We start from the raw sequence: 20353 nt of genomic DNA, 5'->3' as shown, positions 1-20353 counted from the left end.
GCCTTGCTAAAATTCTATCTTCTATTTTTTCATAGGATAAAAGCCTAAGTATCAGTCAAAGTGCAGGCATCATCGTTGATAGCTGGGTAGGACTAAGTAATTTCCGTGCTGTGCCAAATGGTGATGCTTGCACGGCACCGGCAACAGCTAAGGCGTTCAAAACTTAGCCAGTCCAGCTTAGCTTTCATCCCCAGCTCATAGCAACATTTTTGGGTGTTTTACACCCGTTTTGATAAATCTCGAAACACTTCAAGGGTTACCAGTGATATCGCCTTAACACATCTTGAGGATTTGAACCGGCTTCGGGTACTTGTTGAGAGGCAATTCTAATCGCATCTTGCTCTGGGACGGAGTGGATATCATGCAACCGAACAGGAGTGGCCACAGATGCCTCGCCAGACTGCATCTGAGACTGAATGCCGCCTGGTGGGGTTAATTCTTCTAACTGAACGCTCATCACCTCAAGAGATTGCTCTAGCGAAACGATCTGCTGTTGCAATTTCAGCATAGCTGTCCCCAAGTTTTCCACTTCCTGGCCGGCTTGAATTTTTTGCGCCTCCTGATTCAGCTGAGCAATGTCCATTCTCAAGTCGTCAACGCGCCGCTCAACTAAAGCTTTGATACTAAACAACTTTTGGTCTAGTTGGGTGATCGCAGCAGTCAGTCTCGCCCTCGTCAGTTCCTCCCAACGATGCCGGTTAAACAAGTTCAATAACAACGATAAAGACACCGGCACAGCCGAATACAAAACTTGCTGTGAAGCCACAGCGACAATTGAACCAATCACAGCACCGGAAAGCGCTAAATATTCAGCAATCTCTGGCCAATCAAGGTTATTTACTTTCATGGGGCGATCTTTCATCCAAAGAATTATTTCTGAGCCTTCTGTCCGACTTATCTAGGATGAGGCTACTTGGTCTGTGAGATTGCACCCTGCCGGTGAACGCAGATAAGCGGCATTCTACAGCTTCGCACACGTCTCGTGGTAGAGAACCATAACTTAACTTTTAGGCGAATCGTACCCCTCACCGGCAGCCAGAAAATGGCAAAATATCCCTGGTGGTTTCACTACAGAAACATCCCGCGTGAGGAGGCAGCATGATCGCAATCGCCTGTTTTATCATTGCCTTTATCTTGGCAAGTTTAGTGGAATATTGGATGCACCGCTTAATGCACGTCTCGCCTAAAATTGGCGAACGTCACCGCGATCACCACCGGCGCAACGAAGGCCAAGGCGTGATCTGGGAATTTCGGGACTATATTAAGGGGACTGGCCTTGTTCTGGCCCTAATGTTTTTCTACTCCCTAGAAGCCGGTATCGGTTGGTGTCTGGGCGGAGTGGCTTATGCAGCCTTTTCAGCTTATGCCCACCAACTACAGCACGAAAACCCAAAAGCGTGCTTTTGGATGAAGATGCCGGTTCACTATGTCCACCACAAATACAATATGTGGCACCACAACTTCGGTCTAGCAGTTGATTGGTGGGATCATGTCTTTGGCACCTACAAGCCGGTGGAATGGCTAACTGAAGAGGAAATGACTCAACCACCACGAAATTACTTACAACTGCGCTGGTGGTAGAGGGAATTTTGAGGAGTGAGTGCGTAAAGGGTGCCCAATGCCCCATCCCCCTAACGTTCTTGTTGGCGCAGCCTTGACCCTACCGTTCTTGTTGGCGCAGCCTTGCCCCATGCCCCATGCCCCATGCCCAATGCCCAATGCCCAATCCCCATTCCCCAATCCCAGCCAATCCTTGAAATTTTGCGCTCGCTCTCGCCAGAATGAGAGCGTAAGTGATATTGTTCCCAAAAGCGTGACTCGACAGGAGAATCACCGTGAGCTACTTCCAAGAAGCCAAAGCACACTTTGTGGCCAGCCATCAAAATCCCATTAACCAAATCCTGCATCATATAACCAACATCCTGGCAATTGCGGCGGTGATCTTGCTATTTTATGACTGGCGTCTCACCCTTCTTTGCTTGATCTTCACCCAAGTATTTGCCTTGGGAGGTCATGCCTTTTTTGAAAAAAACGAACCTGCTTTTAGAAAATATCCCGGCATCACCATCCTCGCCTCGATGTCGTGGTCGTTTGAACACTGGTTTGGTTTACGCCAATTGTGGGCGCACTTTAACCGTAAGCCGGCTTCACGCTAGGTTCACTTAAAATAACCTAAGCAATCGGCGCGAGACTGAGCAGTAGAAACCTATTCTGCTAGTCCAGTTCCCTCGAACGTCTCTAGCCCCTAAAATCTGACAACTGACAACTAAGAACTAACAGAGGAAAGTTAATGTACGACGGCTTACTGGTGATTGATGCCGATGCTCATAAGATAGAAAATCCCCTGATTATGCGGGATTATTTGGAACCAGAGTATCGCGACCGGCTCGGTTTAGTTGTCGATAGCCTCGGCGATCAACGGGCAAGAGTCATGGACTTTAACCCAGCCACCGGCAAAAAAGACTTTATGCGGATGTTCCCCCAACCGCAGGGTTTCGGTAAAGGCGGCTTTCGCAACCTCCACCCAGATACAACCTTAGGCGCTTTGTTCAATCAGCGCCGGGTTGAACACATGGATCAAGAAGGCGTAGATGTCCAAGTGATCTACGGCACCCTAAATCTAATCTTCTCCAGCATTTTGGATAAAGATTTCGGGGTTGCGTTGTGCAAAGCTTACAACAGCTATATCGCCGATGATTGCCGCAAGTACAGTGATCGGCTCAAACCAATTGGTGTTTTGCCGCTTCAAGATGTGAATGAAGCCGTAGCAGAAATGCACCGATGTGTTAATGAATTGGGCATGATTGGCGTTGCAGTTGCCCCCAATATGCCGATCCCTCATCCCAAAGCACCCGATGCTTTCCCGGAAATCCGCGCTTGCAAAACCATCAGCCATCCTGACTTCCACCCCATTTTACAAGCTGCCGTAGACCTGGATATCGCCCTAGGCGTACACGGTGGCCCAGGTTCCTATATGGTGGGTGGGATTTCAGACTACACCGAAACTTTCATCCTCACTCACATTTTCGTGCAGCGAAATCAGCAGCAATTAGCGCTCGCGCGGATGGTGTTTGATGGGGCTTTTGAGAAATTCCCCACTCTGCGAGTTGGCTTTTTAGAAGGTGGTTGCGGTTGGCTGCCAGATTTGGCCCATTCTTTCCACGAACACTGGGAAAAACGCATTCGAGACTTTGATCCCAAGCATCCCTATCGCCCCTCTTTGATGGAGTTTACCAAGTTGCTCATTCAGGAGCGTGGGAGCAATAATGTCAATATTATCTCTCAGGCGAAAAATCTTTTCGATTTGATGTGGAATGCTCAAAACGATCCCACAAAAATCGATGATGCCAGCTTGTACGAGCACTACGATTTGCGTCACCGCGATCCTCTGGAATATTTTGAACGGGGTCAGATTTTTACCTCGTTTGAATCTGACGATCCGGGACCGGCTTATCTGCCGACGGCGATGGGTGAAATTGGCAAGCATTTGGCTTGCTTCTCAGGCGATTATGGTCACTGGGATGGGGTTCTGAAAAATTGCGTCAAAGATGCGGCTGAGGTGACAAATTACGACCGGCAGCATCTCGGATTGCTGTTAGGTGGCAATGCGTTAGCGTTGTATGGCGAACGTTTGCGCCAATCTCTGCCGGCAAACCAAATGGTTCATGCCTAAAAGTTAGTAAGTGGCACTCAACAGCCAGTAGAATACTCAGCAATCACTGAAAAAAACACTGATTGTTGAGTGCTAACAATTTCTAACTGACCGCTTCCCTTTTTTATGAGGCTTGAGTTTCAATGCGAGTTTTACTCCTCTATCCCCTATTTCCAAAAAGTTTCTGGTCATTTGAAAAAACCTTAGAACTGGTGGGGCGAAAGGCAATGCTGCCGCCATTGGGTTTGGCAACAGTTGCGGCAATTTTGCCTCAAGAATGGGAGTTTAAGTTAGTTGATCGCAATGTTCGGGCAGTAACGGAGGCGGAATGGGAATGGGCTGAAGTTGTAATTATTTCAGCCATGATTGTTCAAAAGCTAGATTTTATTGCTCAAATTGAGGAAGCAAAACGACGCGGCAAATTAGTCGCAGTGGGCGGCCCTTATCCAACGGCATTGCCAAAAGAAGCGAATGCTGCCGGTGCAGATTTTCTGATTTTAGATGAAGGCGAACTCACCCTGCCCATGTTTGTCGAGGCGATTCAAAAGGGTGAAGTTTCAGGAACTTTCCGCGCCACAGAAAAGCCTGATGTGACTTCAACGCCAATCCCGCGCTTTGAGTTGCTGGATTTTGAAGCCTACGACAATATGTCAATCCAGTTCTCTCGCGGTTGCCCGTTTCAATGCGAATTTTGTGACATTATTGTTCTCTACGGTCGCAAACCTCGGACAAAATCTCCAGAACAACTTTTAGCTGAACTTGACCGGCTTTATGAATTAGGCTGGCGACGCAGCATTTTCATGGTAGATGACAACTTTATTGGCAACAAACGCAATGTCAGATTGTTGCTAAATGAGTTGAAAACCTGGATGATAGAACGCAACTATCCCTTCCATTTAAATACTGAAGCATCCATTGATTTAGCACAAGATCCTGAACTGATGAAATTGATGGTTGAGTGCAACTTCAATGCTGTCTTTCTAGGAATTGAAACACCTGATGAAGAAAGTTTAGCGTTTACCAAAAAGTTTCAAAATACAAGAGATCCGCTTTCAGAATCTGTGGAGGCGATTACGAGAACCGGCTTGCGGGTAATGGCCGGCTTTATTATTGGTTTTGATGGCGAAAAACCAGGTGCCGGTGAGCGAATTGTCCGGTTTGTTGAGCAAACAGCAATCCCCACAGCACTGTTCAGTATGTTACAGGCATTGCCAGATACCGGACTGTGGCACCGGCTGGAAAAAGAAGGCCGGTTGCATGGCAAAACCACGGCTATCAACCAAACCAACTTAATGAACTTTGTGCCAACGCGTCCCATAGAGACAATTGCCCGTGAATATGTTGATGCGTTTTGGCAATTGTACGACCCCATGACATTTTTAAATCGCACCTATCGGCACTTTCTAATGTTAGGGGTTCCCAAGCATCACGCCCCCACAAGACCGCCAAGTTGGGTGAATGTTAAAGCACTGCTGACTGTCTGCTGGCGGCAAGGTTTTGTTCGCCATACTCGCTGGCAGTTCTGGCGCAATCTGTTTGGCATCTTCCGGCACAATCCCCGCGTGTGGGATGCCTATTTAACTGTTTGCGCCCACAGCGAACACTTTATCGAATATCGCCAGATTGTGCGCGAACAAATTGAAGCTCAACTAGCTGAATATATGGCATCTGAAGCTGGGGCTAAAACGAAGATTCATGAAGAGGCGAGAGAATCAGCAGCCGCTTAATCCTTGCAACGATTTTTTTCAGCAACAGCCTCCAAACCGCCCGGAAATTGATTTTCGGGCGGTTTCGTTTAAGTCGAATAAATCCGAATCCAATAATTTTCAAGTCGGATTTATCCGGCTTTAGCTATTAACCAGAGGTTTAAACTCCCGGCTGGTTATCGAGCAGGTGTGGCGATATCAGGAAACAGAAATACCGCAAAGGTTGGAAGACAAAATGTAATTTAATCTTGACCTCTTTCTGCGCTTAAAAAACAATATTTCGGAAAGAAATCATTAGTTTTGGGAGGTTATTGTGAATCAATCCGTTGTGCCTTACCTACAGGCGTAAAGCGCTGAACAAAGCTTTGAAATTTAGGAATTTTGTCTCCATTTAAATTCAAAACCGGCAGATATCTTTCTTCGCTTGCTGAGTCGTATCCGTAACCGTAGCGAATCACGGTTCGTTCGGGACGTCCTGTGCCATAAGCAATGTGGATATCACGCACAAGGTTACAACTCATTACAAATCGCCCCATATTGATCTCACCATCACCGGCAAAGTAATGCCACTCAACGCTGTTCCAACTATTAGAACAATAGAGATTTGCCACTTCAAGCATTTTAGAGATGTGGACATCATAACGACTCAGCTTGCCACCATAAGCTGAGCGAGTTGTGTCTACATCCGGTACAATAAAAACGCCTCTTGCTTGTCCGCCTTTCTGAGCGCCCACGAAGCGAATGGAAGTGATAGGAACTTCGGTGTTGGCAACTGTCGGTTGCGCGATTGCGCCGGCACCTAATAAACCACAAGCAGCGATGGATAAAAATTGTGTACGCATAAAAGTAGGCTGTCGCGTGTAATGGTTAGATAACCATCACTACACGCCGACAGCCGGTGATTCCTAAAACTAATTTTTTATATCTAAGCTCAGGTGTTTAGGCAGTTATCATACCAAGCGGTAAATAAACGGGTAGCGATAAGGCCGGTCGGGATTGCCCAGAACTTGAATAATAGCCATAATCGGGAGTACAAAACTGGCAATACCTAACAGAATTAACAGTGGAAGCCCAATTAATACCAAAGCCAGCAGCCCAAAGATAGCTGCATAAATATAAAGGTTAATGTGAAAATTTAAGGATTCCTTAGCATTGTCTTTCACCACCGGATCGTTAGATATAAACATAAGCGCAATCGGTATGCCAATAGAGACAAGTGCAGCGCTAAAAAATATCGCTCCATGACACAACGCTGAGAAGAGCTTCCGTTTATCTAAGTCATTCATGCGAGCACGCTCCCATTGATTGCACGATACGTTCAATCATACCGGCCTAAAATCGGCATCACTTTAATTACTCGCTTTTATTTAAGATTAGAGCGTTCGGTTATCTTTTAAAAGCGGATGGATAATTGGTAATGCTCTGCCCTTTCTAATTACCAATTATCCATTACCCGAAATATCCTGCAAGTGCAATCACGAACATTTCCCACACCGGCAGCCTTAGAGAATGCGGAAAATAAACGGGTAGCGATAAGGCTGGTCAGAATTTCCAAAGACCTGTAAAAGTGCCAGAACCGTCAGTCCCCAGTGGATAAGAAACCCGATAGGACCCAAAATCAACCCCAGCAACCCAAAGGTCAAGAAAGCCAGCGCTGCAATAATGGCTCCATAAAACCATACGTTAATATGGAAATTGATCGATTCTTTGGCATTTTCTCGCACAACCGAGTCATCCGATACAAACCAAACTGCAATCGGTATCCCAACAGACACAATCGTAGTGCTGAAAAATATCGCCCCATGAGACAGTGCTGATAAAAGCTTTCGTTTGTCCATTTAACCAACTCTCTCACCCATTTCGGGCTTTGCTATTGTTGCCAGCGGCTGATCCGCTTCGTTATCTGTAATGTATTTTAACTTTGACAGCCAACATTTACGCTGGGTGGGATCTGGGGGGAGTTTCCGCACACGACAGCCAAGCAATTCGTGCTAGGGATAAAACTTGAATCCTTAGCTAGCTTTGCTACACTCAAACTTAAAGCTCCGTAACCTCGTCCCGCCAAATTTCAGCATGACCACAGAACTGCAAACCGAACTTCTAGCAGCGGTTGATCAGCGCCGCAACTTTGCCATTATTTCCCACCCCGATGCCGGTAAAACCACACTTACAGAAAAGCTGCTGCTGTACGGGGGTGCAATTCACGAAGCCGGTGCTGTAAAGGCACGCAGAGCACAGCGTCATGCGACTTCAGACTGGATGGCAATGGAGCAACAGCGGGGCATTTCCATCACTTCCACAGTATTGCAGTTTGAATATCGAGGCCGGCAGATTAACCTGCTAGACACCCCCGGACACCAAGACTTCAGCGAAGACACCTATCGCACCCTCGCCGCCGCAGACAACGCCGTGATGTTGGAAGACGCCGCCAAAGGGCTAGAACCGCAAACACGCAAACTGTTTGAAGTGTGCCGGATGCGTTCCATTCCCATCTTCACTTTTTTTAACAAACTCGACCGGCCCGGACGTGAACCGTTAGAACTGCTAGACGAAATTGAGAAAGAACTGGGTCTAGCAACCTATGCAGTAAACTGGCCGATTGGGATGGGTGACCGCTTCAAAGGCGTCTACGACCGGCGCACCCAGCAAATTCACCTGTTTGAGCGTAGTGCCCACGGTAGCCGTGAAGCGCTCGATACAGCCATCGATCTAGGCGATCCTCGCCTCGAAGAATTGTTAGAAAAAGACCTTTATTATCAATTCAAAGATGAGTTAGAGCTGCTGGATGGAGTGGGTTCAGAATTAGATTTAGAACAGGTTCATGCCGGCAAAATGACACCCGTTTTCTTCGGCAGCGCCATGACCAATTTTGGCGTGCAGTTATTCCTCGACTCGTTCTTAGACTACGCCCTAAAACCCGGTTCACACAAAACTTCTGTCGGTGACCTTCCCCCGACTCATCCAGAATTTTCTGGCTTTGTCTTTAAATTGCAAGCGAATATGGACCCGAAACACCGAGATCGGGTCGCCTTTGTGCGCGTCTGCACCGGCAAGTTTGAAAAAGACATGACCGTGAATCATGCCAGAACCGGCAAAAACGTGCGTCTCTCCCGCCCGCAAAAACTTTTCGCCCAAGATCGCGAATCGATTGAAGAAGCCTATCCGGGGGATGTGATCGGGTTAAATAATCCCGGAGTTTTTGCAATTGGCGACACGATTTATACCGGCCAAAAACTTGAATATGAAGGTATTCCCTGCTTTTCTCCGGAACTGTTTGCTTACCTGAAAAATCCTAACCCTTCTAAATTCAAGCAATTCCGCAAAGGCGTTGCCGAGTTGCGCGAAGAAGGTGCGGTGCAAATTATGTATTCCGCAGATGAAGCAAAGCGCGACCCAATTCTCGCCGCAGTAGGCCAGTTGCAATTTGAAGTCGTGCAGTTTCGGATGCAAAACGAATACGGGGTAGAAACCTTGCTGGAAATGTTGCCCTTCTCCGTGGCCCGTTGGGCGACCGGCGGCTGGGAAGCATTACAAAAAGTCGGGCGGCTGTTCAACACAGTCACCGTCAAAGATAGCTGGGGAAGGCCGGTTTTACTGTTTAAAAATGAGTGGAATTTGCATCAAGTAGAAGCAGATCACCCAGGGTTAAAACTGAAAGCCACAGCGCCGGTGGTTGCCGGCCAGGAACCGGAATCTTTGTAACAACAAAGCCAGTAGAAGCGTGAATTAGGGGCGGGTTTTCTGCAAAGATTTTCTCAACCCGCCCGAAATTTAAAGCGTAAAATAGAAAGTTGCACCTTTCTCCACCTCAGCTTCCGCCCAAATTCGGCCCCCGTGCCGGTGAATGATGCGCTGCACGGTTGCCAAGCCAACGCCGGTGCCCTCAAACTCACTGGTGCGGTGCAGACGCTGGAAGGTTCCAAAAAGCTTATCCGCGTAGGTCATATCAAAACCGGCCCCGTCATCGCGCACAAAGTAAATAGGACTGGGAGACGGGAGGCCGGTTTGACCAGCCGATTGCGGCAGAACCCCAAATTCAATTCGAGCGTTCTGGTGTTTAGACGTATATTTCCAAGCATTTCCCAGCAGATTCTCTAACACAATCTGTAGCAGCCGGCCATCAACCTTAGCCACCACACCAGTGGCGATCACCCATTCCACCTGACGTGCCGGCTTTGTCTTCTTCAAATTGTTAAGGACTGCCTGAGCTAAGCCACTGACATCAATCACTTCACGCCTCATTTCCGTGCGTGCCACCCGCGCCAACTGTAGCAAATCATCAATCAGTTGCCGCATTCGCGCCGTTGCCGTCCGAATACTCTGAAGGTCGTCCAAACCCTCCTCATCAAGCTTTTCAGCATAGTCTCTCAGCAAAAGCAGGCTAAACGCGTCAATCGAAGCCAAGGGTGCTCGCAAGTCGTGAGCAACTGAGTGAGAAAATGCTTCTAGCTCTTGGTTAACAATTTCTAATTGCTGGGTACGATCCACCAGCGCTAAGCGGCTGAAATAGCGCTCAGTCACATTATCTAGCAACCAGAGGCGACCGGGCACATCGCGCACACGCGTCGGAGTGCTGGAAAGACTCAGCACTGTTCGCCCTTCAGGGACAGGTGTAGCATTGGGTTCATGATTTTCTGCCGGCCAAGTAGAATCTTGGGGCAGGCTTTCATTTGCACAAACCCATAACCAATCCCGAATCTCCGCTTGAGGCTGTGAGAAAAACTTAACCGCCTGCTGCGCGATCGCCTCCTGATTTTCAGCACTGGTGCGTAACTTTGCCATTGCCTGAGAGATTACCACCGGCTCTACAGATCCAGGCATCAGATTCAGTTGCTTAGCCGCAGCCTGATTCAGCCAACTTTGCTCTCCACTTTCATCCACAAACACCACACCTTGAGGGATTGTCTCTAGAATCGCGCTGTAGCGTGCCTGTAGCTTTTCAAAGTGGAACGTTGTGTCTTGGAAGCGCAAGAGAGTCCGCACACCCGCTAATAGCGACTCCATTAGCTTCCTTAAGCGCCAAGAAATCTCAGTGCGGCGATACCAGATTAGCAGAATTGCCCCGCGCCGATTGCCGGCATCTTGCAACGGCAGCACAGCTAGAGACTGAGTGCCTTGGCCAACCAAAACCGGCGCTGCGCCGGCACTACTGGGATAATCAGAATAGTAAAGGCAGCGATTCTGAGCGAGCGCCTCAGCAAAAAGTTTAGGGGTCGTTAGTTTATCCGGCAATGCCGTCTGGGGAAGACAGACGAGCGCCTCTGCTGTGACTTCGTCAAGTTGATGCAGGGCAATTGCCGCGTCTGCACGGGCTAATTCGCGCAGGGAGGAGAGCGCTTTAGTCAGAAGAATTTCGGGAGTTGCAGTCGTGTCTGCCTCCAGTAGGGATGCGAGCAGGTTGCGCGAAGCAAACTGCCACTCAATGCCGAGTAAAAATCTTCGTGCTAAAACACCCAGAACGGTCGCACTCCCCACGGCTATGCTGTAACGTGTCAGCAATACATTGTCATCGCCTAGCAGAGCGCTGCTGTAGCTATACAGCGTCAACAACCCACTCTGCCCCAGCATCAGCGCCACCAGCATTGGTGACAGTGGCAGCATCAAAGCAGCCGCAAACAATGCCGGTGCGACGATCAACACCGGCATCACTCCAGCTAGGACACTAAAACCCACTAGAGCCAGCGTTAGCCCCACAATAGCGCCCCTGAAAGTCGGTAGCCGGTCAGGATGATTGTACGGCAAGTTGAACCATCGAGTATTTTGCATTACTGAACACGATATTTTCTGAAAATACAGAATGCTTTATTTCCGTTCGATCAGGTATTCTCCTGATTTCCTCATACCCTTTTATATTTTGAATTTCCCTTTCAGAGTCAGCGAGACTTCCTCAATCAGAAAGTTTTATCGCTCAAAAAAAGGCGCATTCATCGCAAAGAAATTTACAAAACACTTTCTTTATCTTTAACAAAAATTAAAAATTTAATAAAAATTTTAGATTTTGCAAAGTTTTATTAATCTTTGTCTGCCGGCGTTTGCGGCTCATCCCGATTCCCTCAATTAAAAACAGGTTTCCGAGCAGCTAAACAAATGAGTTTCAGCTTAAAGCAACTTCCGTCCCATTTGTTTAGAATGCCCAATTCCTTATAACTTGACACATTTATCGAGATGGGCTTTGATGGCATTAGTCACCACGTCGGGCGCACTCAGGTGAGGTAAGTGGCCACTGGCGGCGATCGGCAGTAGCTTACTGTTAGGGATATGCTCTGCCATATAGCAGCCAACCTCAGACGGCACCGCAATATCATCGCTTGATTGCACGATCAGTGTCGGCACTTTCAGGCGCGGTAACTCAATCCGGTGATCTGACTGGAAAATCACCCGTGCTACAGCTTGAGCGATATCCGGGCGGATAGCACTGAGGGTATTGGCAAACTCGATGGCCAATTCAGGTTTTTCCGGGTTCCCCATTGCCAGAGGCGCAAAACCACTTGCCCAAGCGTAGTAATTGGACGACATGGCTGCGTAGAGGGTGTCAAGATCGGACTGCTCAAATCCCCCGATGTAGTTAATATCATTGAGATAACGTGGCGACGCACTGATAAAGATTAGTTGGCTAAATACCGCAGGCTGGACTAACGCGGCTAGTAAACTGACCATACCACTAGCCGAGTGACCCACTAAGATGCAGTCTTTAATTCTTAATTCGGAACACAACTCCAGCAAGTCTTCGGCATAACTGTAAAGACTGCTGTAGCGACGCGGACTGTAGGCAGAAAAATCAGACTTGCCGGCTCCGACATGATCGAAGAGGACGAGGCGGTAGTCAGAGGCAAATGCTTCCACCTGATGCCGCCAAGCCGTTTGGTCGGAGCCGAACCCGTGAGCAAAGATAATCGTTTGAGAACCATTACCCAGTATTTGTACATGATTACGCTTAAGAAGGCTTGTGGTTCCAACCATAAAAGTTTTCAGCTTAGGTGTATTTTTCTATTTCTATGCTAGTGTTTATCGGAAAAAGTTTGGCTAGCCAGTTGAGCTAGGCTAATCTCACTCTGTTTCTTTACATCAAAAAACTCATTTTTTTTATAAGGAGATATTCTTGAAGATACCCTGAGTTTTGAATAACAGAATTCGCGCCAACTATTAGAACAAATCGGGCATAACTTTGTTGAGGGTAATAGGATGATTGCTAATTCGATAATTTAATTTTTCCCCTCGCTTCTCCCTAGCCCCTGTGCCCCTCATGCGCTCGTTCGGTGCGAAGCGCAGTAAGTACCGGCCTGCTTATCCATATTGACTACTCATTACTATTTTCGCGGGAATTGGGTTCGCTTTCACGCCCAGTTTCCCAAAGATTGTATGAAGCTATCAGGTTGGGTGAAACGCTTGTGGGTTATGGTTGGGAAGTAAGCCAAAGGAGGAGTTATGACCTCGATTCCCGAACCCCCTCCCTCTAGTGCCGGCGCTTCTGGGGTAACTCCTTCCCTAGAGACTGGTTTAGCCGCACTAAAGCAGGGCGATTATTCAGCGGCGATTACTCACCTAGAAGGGATCTGTGAGATTGAACTCCATGAACCTTCACTCTTGCGTGCTCAGATGGGGTTAGTCGTCGCCTATGAGCGCACCGGCAAAGCAGAAAAGGCCATTGCCCTCTGCCAAACGCTCAGCAAAAGCGAGAAAAGCCAGGTTAAGCAATGGGCGACTCGCACACTCACCGATTTGCAAGCGCGTTTCTCCCAAAAAAAATCCGCTCCCGCTCAAACGCTACAGCCTTCTAACCCGACTGCCTTTCAAAGTTCACCGGCACCAACCTCTTCAGAAGCCGGTGCCAATCCCACCGGCTTTGTTCCCCTCGATAATCTGCCGAACTCTTCAAAAGCTGCTGCTAACCCCACCGGCTTTGTTCCCCTCGATAACCTGCCGCCAGCCTCAGAAGCCGCTGCTAACTCCACCGGCTTTGTCCCCCTCGATAACCTGCCGGTAAAACCTAGGCAGAGTGTGCCAAAAGCAGTTCCGCCCCCACCACCGCTTCCGTCTCGGCGTTCTGCCAACCCGCCGGCTCTCCCAAATCAGGAGGCTCAGCCATCTGCCGGTGAGGGGAGCAAGGGAGAGCGGGAGCAAGGGAAAGCGGGAGAAAGTGAATCTTTGTCAACCCCTCAGCCCCAAATTCAGAACTATCAACCGAGTTGGCGTAATGCCGGTCGCGCCCAAAATTGGAAGCCCCTGCGAACTCCCAAGCAATGGCGTTTGTGGTTACTTCAAGGGGCAACTGTCTTCCTGATGCTGGCGGTTATTCGTGCTGTCGTTCACTTCGCGATGTCTACCATCAACGACATCATAGTGAAACTGCCCTTTATGTCACCTATTCAAGCTTTCTACTATGACCAAACTCAGTCTATTTTAATGATTTTGCTGGCGCTGCTAATATTGTCGCCCTGGTTACTCGATGGACTCCTAGAGCTGTTTTATGGTCAAAAGCCGTTGTCAGTGAAGACGCTAGAAACCCACAGTCCAGAAGCGGCGAAGATGCTGAAACGCGTTTGCTGGAAGAAAAAATGGCCTTGGCCCACTTTGAAGGTGTTGCCCATTAATGCGCCGGTGGCGCTTAGTTATGGCAACCTGCCCCGTACTGCCCGAATTGTGGTGAGTCAGGGTTTATTGGATCAATTGGCAGATGACGAAATTGCCGCAATTTATGCCGGCGAACTGGGGCACATTGCCAACTGGGATTTGGCTTTGATGTCTGTGGCGGTTCTGGTTGTCCAGATTCCTTATCTGATTTACTGGCAAGCCGCTGACTGGGAAGAACGGGGGCAACGTCTAATCCAATCCCCGTTTCTCTCGTCAGTTTTCGGCGGGACAATGGCGGTGGTTTCTTCCCTTGCTTATGGGATTTACTGGGTATTCCGCTGGCCGGCTTTTTGGCTGTCGCGGCAGCGGCTCTACTATAGTGATCGGGTGGCGACACAAACCACCGGCAATCCCAATGGCTTGACTCGCGCTTTACTAAAAATAGCGATTGGGATTGCCGGTGATGTCGGCAAACAGCGCTCAACCAGCTATCTCCTCGAAGGCTTTGATCTGCTGATTCCGGTGGGATGCCGGCAGGCGATCACGCTGGGCAGTTGTTATCCGTTAACACCCATTGAACCCTTGCTGGAGTGGGATCGCAGTAACCCTTACCGGCAGTGGCTGACGATTAACACCGCCCATCCTCCTCTAGGTGATCGGCTGAATATTTTGGCTCTGTGTGCCCGCTTTTGGAAGTTAGAAACCGAGTTGGATTTGCCGGTTCCTGAGCCGGCAGGGAAGAAAAGCAAGAAAAAGCCGGTTTCGCCTGCAATTCAAAACTCACCACTAAAAACTCAGGACTTGTTGCTACAAGGTGCGCCCTATTTTGGGGTGTTGATTGGTTTAATCTTTGGCGCTGTGTTCTGGCTGATCGGGTGGGTGGGCGTCCAGATGCGTATTCCAGAAATTAGTTGGGTGTTACGCGATCATCAATGGCTGCTTACCGGCTTGGTGCTGACTGGATTTTGCTTGGGGACGGTTATGCGGATCAATTCTTTTTTTCCAGATATCAAACCGGCTAATTTGTCAAATGAATCGAGCTTGCCGGCTTTGCTGGCAAATCCCGCTGCCTTGCCGCTGGATAGCCAGCCGGTTCGTTTAGAAGGTAAGCTTTTGGGACGTAAAGGTATTGGCAACTGGCTGGGACAGGATTTAATTTTGCAAACGTCTGCCGGCTTCGTGAAATTGCACTACCTTTCAAAATTTGGCCCAATCGGCAATCTTTGGCCTCATTCCCCTCGTCCCAGCGATTTTGTCAATAAGCAAGTGATTGCAACCGGGTGGTTTCGCCGGGGTGCGACTCCCTGGCTGGATCTTGAAACGCTTTCGACGAGTGCCGGTCAAACTAGCCACAGCGGCCACCCCATTTGGTCTACGATTCTAGCCGGTGTGGCAGCCCTCTGGGGAGCCTATCTGATTTCTCGCGGCGGACTTTAAAAGGTTAGGAGACAAGAATAAAGTAGAACCTCCCCATGCCCCATGCCCCATGCCCCATGCCCCATGCCCCATCCCCTAATATGTAAAGAAATGTTGCAAACTTTTTTCCAGTAATGTTACAGTTATTTACAGAAAGCACATGGTTCCAGACGTGTCCAAGCCTTCAATCTCTGTTATTGCAGTCGCAGGAGCCGTCTTGGTATCAGGTTTTCCTTCTCCCAACACAGCAATTTCAGCCAGCCGCAGCCATCGGCTGGTTTTTTGCGTAAGCTGTCAGGCATTTAATTTCTATTGCTTGCCAGCATGGGAAATGTAGGTAACGATATCTGTGGGAATTCGTTTTTCTTTCTCTGCGGCTAGCCATTTATTGGTGCTATCGGGCAACTTGAAAAATGCAAGTTAGATGCACACCTAACTGAGCGCCTTTTAAGTAATGGCATTGTTATAGATAAAAAAGACGGATTTCCGCCCTTGTAGCTAGCTCCATACCCAAGGCTGTGATACCTTTATTAAGGGTTTAAAATCTTATATCCTCAAAGCAAGGGGATTTGTGGGTCGCTCACTGAATTGCGAGTTACCAAGACAGCATTTTGGGCAAAGCGTGTCTAGGCTATGCTATCGGCTCCTAAGCGCGTCAGTTCCTGCATACCCGACGGGACAAATCGGGACGTTAGCATCCCTATTGCTTGAAATCCCAGGCTACCACCAGTGGTTTTTACGGCGGTTTTTCTCAAGATTGTGTAACAACAGTATTCTTAAAACACCATTGAGCCTCCATTCCCTAGTGATGACCAAAAGCTTACGCAGCGAGCGTCTAGCTAAATTTCAAGCGCGTCGGGTGCAATGTATTGGCAGAAGCCTATTGAATAATTTTGCAATTAGAGGTGAACTGCGTTGCTGAGGTTTGCCAGAGGGGCACACAGCTCGGCTAGTTTTGCTGCTTGGCGTCAACCCTTGTCTCTTGATGACCGTTATCAAGTTAAGATTTGTAAATTTGTTGGAACCCAACTTTGGAGGACTTGTCCATGTCAATTCGTCTTTATGTAGGGAATCTACCCAAAGAAATAGATCGTAAAGAGCTGCAAGATATTTTTGCGGAAGCCGGCGATTCTGTTTCTACGAAAGTGATCACTGATCGCAAAACCGGCAAATGTCGGGGATTTGGTTTTGTTACCGTCAAAACTGATGAAGAGGCTGATCAAATCATCGAGAAGTACAACGGTTTTGTGTTTAAAGAAAACCCAATCAAAATAGAGAAGGCATTGCCTCGCTCTAAGGGTAAAGGAGACGAGGAATCAGCCCCACAACCGGCTGCTCCTGTTACCAAGGCTGCTGGCGCTCCAACTGGCGGTGGCGGCGGTGGCGGTGGCGGTGGCGAACGTCGTAGTGGCGAACGTCGCGGCGGCGGTAACAAGTCTCGTCGCGGTTCTACCAGTACCGGCGGCGGCGGCACCTCGACTTCTACACAGCAAGAAGCCTCCCAGCCAGATCCACGCTGGGCACAAGAGTTGGAAAAGCTCAAGCAAATGCTGGCGGCTCAAGCAAGCAACCCGTAAATGTAGCTTTTGCGCTCAAGACAGTTAAAACGGGCGACTTGAACACTTGTGCCGGTGAATTAGCCGGAGGAATTTTTTAAAATCCACGTGTAGCAAGCGCCCGCTGATTGTCTTTGAAATCGTTAAGTTTGAGTGGGAAATCCTCAAAAAGGTTGAAGGTTAAAAAGAAGTTTTAACCTTTCATCGGCCTATTTTTTTAGTGCCGGTTAAACCACAGAACAAATTTAAGCAACCCAATTAGACGTTTCTTCTAATAACGGCACTTGCAGCCAATCTTGGAGGTGAACACGCAGGTGTTGAGCAAATTCTTGCCGGCGGCTGAATAGTTCAGTCCGCACTGCCTTACGAGATTCGTCAAGTGTCCAGCCATAATCACTGCTCAAACGCAGTTTCCCTTGCCAGTCAGCGACAGAAACCATGAGCTGAGGGGAAGGGCTGTTATCGTAATCTTTGACGCGAAACACATAGTTAAAAGTATTCTGGCTAGCAGCGGCTACGGTGGAGGGTTGCCCGCATTCGAGTTCCAAGCGCGATCGCACCTGCTCGGCTAAACCGGGTTTCGTTAAATCTTCAAGTGTGCGAACTGCCAAGGTAAGGGCAAAATAAAACTCTTCTACTGGAACAAATTCTAGCTGCATGGATAGTGGTTATGGAATTGCCGGTGTGATAGGCGAAATTAAAGCAAGCTGAGGTTTGCTTTCGCCAAAACATAACCCATCATACAGATTTTTTCCCACTCGCCACACGGTACGCGAAAATACGTTAATTCCCAAATTTGTCAAATCAGCCGGCATCCGTACTACGAAGCTTTAGACATCGAAAAATCTCTAAAGGTTGAAGATTGCTGTTGCAACGTCAATTCGGGACGCCCCAATCCAAATCCCTGTCCGTAGTCCATCCCTAAATCGCGGCAGCACTCGATATCCTTACGCTGTTCTAGTCCCTCCGCGACAACCAGAATTCCCTCTTCGTGGGCAGAATGTAACAGACTTTTGATTAAAGTTTGCTTCAGAGGATGTTTGCTGCACCCATCTATCAAGCGCCGATCAAGTTTAACAAAATCCGGACGAATCTCCATCACATAATGATCAATGGAAACACAACCACATAAATCATCCACCGCAATTCCAAAACCCCATTTTCTTAGACGGTTGATGAGCTGGGGCAAATTTGGGCAGTGGGCGAGGATTTCAACTTCAGTTAATTCAAACACAATTTGGTGCGGTTGCAATCCCAGCGCCAATACTTTTTCTAGATTCTGTTCTAGAGACTTAAAATTATTGATAATCGCATTCGGTAAAACATTAATGAAAAAAGTTTGATTCGTGTTTAAGGCGGCAATTGAATCCAAACAAATTTCCCTGGCTAATTCATCAAACTCGCGCGTTAGCTTCGTTGAAAGGGCTGCATCAATTAATTGTTGTCCGCTCAGATACTGACCCTGTTCGCTGAGGGCGCGAGCTAGACATTCATGAGCGATGATCTCACCCGAACCTAAATCAAAAATAGGTTGATACTTGAATAATAAACACTGCTTTAAGAGTAAATGGAAAAACCAGGCATTTCTCACACAGTTCGTAATCACACTTAGGGGCTGAGCCTGAAGAAATTCTAACAGTAGACTGTTATCCTCAAGGGGTAAGCGTGTCAACAAAAAGCGCGATGCGGCTTGACTAGCGTCTGTTAGAGTTCGGCTGAGCTGCCTAAAAACAGCAGCTAGCTGAGTTTCAGTAACTTCTTGATAAACGAGTTGAGGAATGGCCGGAATTTTCTGGAATCCTAGTTCGCCAAGCTCGTTAATTGTATCTAAGTCCAACGGTTGTATTATGAATTTCAGTTGGTTAGTTAATGAATCGATAGGGCGCATTAGGGATAGATTCCTCATTGTTACGACATATTAAGCTCATTTAGCTAATAATATACGATAGGAGAGGTGCTTCATACTGTGCTAAAAATCACACCGCTTAATTTCAATCACATCCCCTTTAAGAAATATCTATAAATGATATTGAGGTAGATAAAAAAAGTGTTCAATCTTTAAGCTTTTGTTAAGCCTTCTCTAGCAGGATATGTAAATAACTTATCAGTCTATTGACAAATTATTATCAGCAATTCTCTGATACAAGCGTCTTCAGGCAGAGATAGAAATAAGCGAGCAGGACATTAAGAAAACACTTCACAACTAAGTTTTTTCTGCATCCACCTAAAGGAAAATATGAAGAAAACGGCTCCGGACCTCTTTAGGTTGACATTTAAAAACATTTCACAACTAAGCTTTTAGCGCATCTAACCAAAGGAAGATATCGATAAAACCTATCAAGAAGCTTCTAACCGGCTTTCATCGGTGTGACTGAGTTGACTTCAAAGCAACCTTTATTCTGCTGGATTAGCACAAGTAAGCAGCGGCGCTCACACAAGCCAGCGCCACCCACCATACCTTAGCCGGTTGCCAGTAATCTTTTAGAGGACTTGCGCCCTCAGCCAAGCCACAGGCAAATACAACAGCTTGCGGGAGCGCCCAACATAAGCTCGCTGCCGAAACACGTCGTAGTGGTTGCTCTCAATCACATCCAGGATTTGCCGGTAGAGCATCAGCGCCGACCAAACCGGCCAGCGTGCATCTAAACTCAACTGACTAACGCCTTTTTCAGCCATCGTAAAAAACTTACGCGCTCGCCCGATTTGGAAGCGCATCAACTCGCGCCATCGTTCATCCACCACACCATTGAATAAATCCTCTTCGGTGTAGTTAAACAGCGCCAACTCTTGTAAAGGCAGGTAAATGCGACCCCGGTTCGCATCTTCCCCAACATCTCGGAGGATGTTTGTGAGCTGGTTGGCAATTCCCAGTGCCACTGCCTCTTCAATCGGAAGTTCCGCTGGTACATTTCGATTCCAAGGAGCCGTGCGGGGCGATGGTTCCACCCCCATGATCGGCATCGACATCAAACCAACTGTACCGGCGACTCGGTAACAGTAGAGGTAAAGCTCCTCAAACGTCTCGTACCGGCTACAGCACAAATCCATCCGCTGGCCCGCAATCATATCCCGAAATGGCTGAATGCTTAGGGAGAAGCGTTGCAGCGTATCCGCTAGCGCCACATCGGGATCTTCTTGGGGATAACCCCCAAAGATGGATTCGAGTTGGTGTTCCCACTGGTCGAGGGTTTCAGGCGTAGTTAATCGAGCGCGAGGCCCATCAACCAATTCATCTGTGCGACGGCACCAAGCATAGATAGCCCAGATTGCCCGCCGTTTCTCCTCTGACATCAACAGCGTGCCCAAATAAAAAGTTTTGGCATAAGTGGCTGTGATCTGACGACAGAGTTCGTAAGCGGCCTCTGGGGAAGCCAGCGTGTTCATGCAGGAGTAATGAGGCAGTTGCAGCATTCGTTGCAAGCTTAGAAATGGTCAGTGGTTAGTGGTCAGTT

At 48.1% G+C, this 20353-nt stretch carries 18 protein-coding genes; 7 read left to right on the top strand and 11 right to left on the bottom strand.

All coding sequences use genetic code 11. The annotated features are described in order from the left end of the window. Window positions 1-256 precede the first annotated feature (256 nt). Complete coding sequence (locus tag H6F73_RS25395; protein WP_190761532.1) at window positions 257-847, bottom strand: hypothetical protein; 591 nt, start codon at window positions 845-847, stop codon at window positions 257-259. A 251-nt stretch (window positions 848-1098) separates the two neighbouring features. On the opposite strand from H6F73_RS25395, the gene H6F73_RS25390 reads away from it, so the two are divergent. Beyond that, window positions 1099-1581, top strand: a complete 483-nt coding sequence (locus H6F73_RS25390) for a sterol desaturase family protein (protein WP_190761531.1) — start codon at window positions 1099-1101, stop codon at window positions 1579-1581. Window positions 1582-1660: 79 nt separating this feature from the next. Here the strand turns inward: H6F73_RS25390 and H6F73_RS25385 are convergent, their stop codons facing one another. After that, window positions 1661-1834 carry a hypothetical protein gene (locus H6F73_RS25385; RefSeq protein WP_190761625.1) on the bottom strand — a complete coding sequence of 58 codons (174 nt, stop codon included), beginning with the start codon at window positions 1832-1834 and terminating at the stop codon, window positions 1661-1663. A gap of 1 nt (window position 1835) precedes the next feature. On the opposite strand from H6F73_RS25385, the gene H6F73_RS25380 reads away from it, so the two are divergent. The 3 genes from H6F73_RS25380 to H6F73_RS25370 all read left to right on the top strand — a co-directional run bounded on the left by H6F73_RS25380 (window position 1836) and on the right by H6F73_RS25370 (window position 5379). Beyond that, the gene (locus tag H6F73_RS25380) at window positions 1836-2156 is read left to right on the top strand and encodes an Mpo1-like protein (RefSeq protein WP_190761530.1); all 321 of its coding nucleotides are present in this window, start codon (window positions 1836-1838) and stop codon (window positions 2154-2156) included. Window positions 2157-2290: 134 nt separating this feature from the next. Then, window positions 2291-3673: an amidohydrolase family protein gene (locus H6F73_RS25375; protein WP_190761529.1), complete on the top strand. Its 1383-nt coding sequence runs from the start codon at window positions 2291-2293 to the stop codon at window positions 3671-3673. 122 nt (window positions 3674-3795) lie between these two features. Next, window positions 3796-5379, top strand: coding sequence for a B12-binding domain-containing radical SAM protein (locus H6F73_RS25370; RefSeq protein ID WP_190761528.1), 1584 nt, complete (start codon window positions 3796-3798; stop codon window positions 5377-5379). Between the two features lie 287 nt (window positions 5380-5666). Here H6F73_RS25370 and H6F73_RS25365 read toward each other — a convergent pair whose 3' ends face one another. From H6F73_RS25365 to H6F73_RS25355, 3 genes are all read right to left on the bottom strand, one after another. Then, window positions 5667-6200 (bottom strand): hypothetical protein, encoded by a 534-nt coding sequence (locus tag H6F73_RS25365; protein ID WP_190761527.1) that lies wholly within the window; start codon window positions 6198-6200, stop codon window positions 5667-5669. Between the two features lie 108 nt (window positions 6201-6308). Beyond that, window positions 6309-6644: a DUF4870 domain-containing protein gene (locus H6F73_RS25360; protein ID WP_190761526.1), complete on the bottom strand. Its 336-nt coding sequence runs from the start codon at window positions 6642-6644 to the stop codon at window positions 6309-6311. 216 nt (window positions 6645-6860) lie between these two features. Next, window positions 6861-7196: a DUF4870 domain-containing protein gene (locus H6F73_RS25355; protein ID WP_190761525.1), complete on the bottom strand. Its 336-nt coding sequence runs from the start codon at window positions 7194-7196 to the stop codon at window positions 6861-6863. 235 nt (window positions 7197-7431) lie between these two features. Here H6F73_RS25355 and prfC point away from each other — a divergent pair, with 235 nt between their 5' ends. After that, complete coding sequence (gene prfC / locus H6F73_RS25350) at window positions 7432-9060, top strand: peptide chain release factor 3 (RefSeq protein ID WP_190761524.1); 1629 nt, start codon at window positions 7432-7434, stop codon at window positions 9058-9060. A 69-nt stretch (window positions 9061-9129) separates the two neighbouring features. Here the strand turns inward: prfC and H6F73_RS25345 are convergent, their stop codons facing one another. Beyond that, the gene (locus H6F73_RS25345; RefSeq protein WP_190761523.1) at window positions 9130-11124 is read right to left on the bottom strand and encodes an ATP-binding protein; all 1995 of its coding nucleotides are present in this window, start codon (window positions 11122-11124) and stop codon (window positions 9130-9132) included. A 375-nt stretch (window positions 11125-11499) separates the two neighbouring features. Beyond that, entirely contained in the window at window positions 11500-12318 is an 819-nt protein-coding gene (locus H6F73_RS25340) for an alpha/beta hydrolase (RefSeq protein WP_190761522.1), read from the bottom strand. Window positions 12319-12783: 465 nt separating this feature from the next. On the opposite strand from H6F73_RS25340, the gene H6F73_RS25335 reads away from it, so the two are divergent. Beyond that, window positions 12784-15366, top strand: coding sequence for a zinc metalloprotease HtpX (locus H6F73_RS25335; protein ID WP_190761521.1), 2583 nt, complete (start codon window positions 12784-12786; stop codon window positions 15364-15366). Between the two features lie 1025 nt (window positions 15367-16391). After that, on the top strand, window positions 16392-16922 hold the full coding sequence (locus H6F73_RS25330; protein WP_190761520.1) for an RNA-binding protein: 531 nt from the start codon (window positions 16392-16394) through the stop codon (window positions 16920-16922). A gap of 224 nt (window positions 16923-17146) precedes the next feature. On the opposite strand, the gene H6F73_RS25325 is transcribed toward H6F73_RS25330, so the two are convergent. The 4 genes from H6F73_RS25325 to crtB form a co-directional block, all read right to left on the bottom strand. After that, window positions 17147-17560: a hypothetical protein gene (locus H6F73_RS25325; protein WP_190761519.1), complete on the bottom strand. Its 414-nt coding sequence runs from the start codon at window positions 17558-17560 to the stop codon at window positions 17147-17149. Between the two features lie 9 nt (window positions 17561-17569). Further along, window positions 17570-17716 (bottom strand): hypothetical protein, encoded by a 147-nt coding sequence (locus H6F73_RS26265; RefSeq protein WP_206754765.1) that lies wholly within the window; start codon window positions 17714-17716, stop codon window positions 17570-17572. Between the two features lie 5 nt (window positions 17717-17721). Beyond that, complete coding sequence (locus H6F73_RS25320) at window positions 17722-18789, bottom strand: EAL domain-containing protein (protein ID WP_242072650.1); 1068 nt, start codon at window positions 18787-18789, stop codon at window positions 17722-17724. Between the two features lie 593 nt (window positions 18790-19382). Next, entirely contained in the window at window positions 19383-20312 is a 930-nt protein-coding gene (gene crtB / locus H6F73_RS25315; RefSeq protein WP_190761517.1) for a 15-cis-phytoene synthase CrtB, read from the bottom strand. Window positions 20313-20353 lie beyond the last annotated feature (41 nt).

The sequence above is a fragment of the Microcoleus sp. FACHB-68 genome (genome assembly GCF_014695715.1).
Taxonomy (GTDB): Bacteria; Cyanobacteriota; Cyanobacteriia; order Cyanobacteriales; family Oscillatoriaceae; genus FACHB-68.
Note: the sequence above shows the minus strand (reverse complement) of the source record. Positions and strands in the feature narration are given on the sequence as shown.

Excerpts from the sequence above, each read along its gene's own strand:
- H6F73_RS25395 (WP_190761532.1), bottom strand. The coding sequence starts at position 847 with ATGAAAGTAAATAACCTTGATTGGCCAGAGATTGCTGAATATTTAGCG.
- H6F73_RS25365 (WP_190761527.1), bottom strand. The coding sequence starts at position 6,200 with ATGCGTACACAATTTTTATCCATCGCTGCTTGTGGTTTATTAGGTGCC.
- H6F73_RS25335 (WP_190761521.1), top strand. The coding sequence starts at position 12,784 with ATGACCTCGATTCCCGAACCCCCTCCCTCTAGTGCCGGCGCTTCTGGG.
- H6F73_RS25340 (WP_190761522.1), bottom strand. The coding sequence starts at position 12,318 with ATGGTTGGAACCACAAGCCTTCTTAAGCGTAATCATGTACAAATACTG.
- crtB (WP_190761517.1), bottom strand. The coding sequence starts at position 20,312 with ATGCTGCAACTGCCTCATTACTCCTGCATGAACACGCTGGCTTCCCCA.
- prfC (WP_190761524.1), top strand. The coding sequence starts at position 7,432 with ATGACCACAGAACTGCAAACCGAACTTCTAGCAGCGGTTGATCAGCGC.
- H6F73_RS25320 (WP_242072650.1), bottom strand. The coding sequence starts at position 18,789 with ATGCGCCCTATCGATTCATTAACTAACCAACTGAAATTCATAATACAA.
- H6F73_RS25360 (WP_190761526.1), bottom strand. The coding sequence starts at position 6,644 with ATGAATGACTTAGATAAACGGAAGCTCTTCTCAGCGTTGTGTCATGGA.
- H6F73_RS25325 (WP_190761519.1), bottom strand. The coding sequence starts at position 17,560 with ATGCAGCTAGAATTTGTTCCAGTAGAAGAGTTTTATTTTGCCCTTACC.
- H6F73_RS26265 (WP_206754765.1), bottom strand. The coding sequence starts at position 17,716 with ATGCCGGCTGATTTGACAAATTTGGGAATTAACGTATTTTCGCGTACC.
- H6F73_RS25345 (WP_190761523.1), bottom strand. The coding sequence starts at position 11,124 with ATGCAAAATACTCGATGGTTCAACTTGCCGTACAATCATCCTGACCGG.
- H6F73_RS25330 (WP_190761520.1), top strand. The coding sequence starts at position 16,392 with ATGTCAATTCGTCTTTATGTAGGGAATCTACCCAAAGAAATAGATCGT.
- H6F73_RS25355 (WP_190761525.1), bottom strand. The coding sequence starts at position 7,196 with ATGGACAAACGAAAGCTTTTATCAGCACTGTCTCATGGGGCGATATTT.
- H6F73_RS25390 (WP_190761531.1), top strand. The coding sequence starts at position 1,099 with ATGATCGCAATCGCCTGTTTTATCATTGCCTTTATCTTGGCAAGTTTA.
- H6F73_RS25375 (WP_190761529.1), top strand. The coding sequence starts at position 2,291 with ATGTACGACGGCTTACTGGTGATTGATGCCGATGCTCATAAGATAGAA.
- H6F73_RS25370 (WP_190761528.1), top strand. The coding sequence starts at position 3,796 with ATGCGAGTTTTACTCCTCTATCCCCTATTTCCAAAAAGTTTCTGGTCA.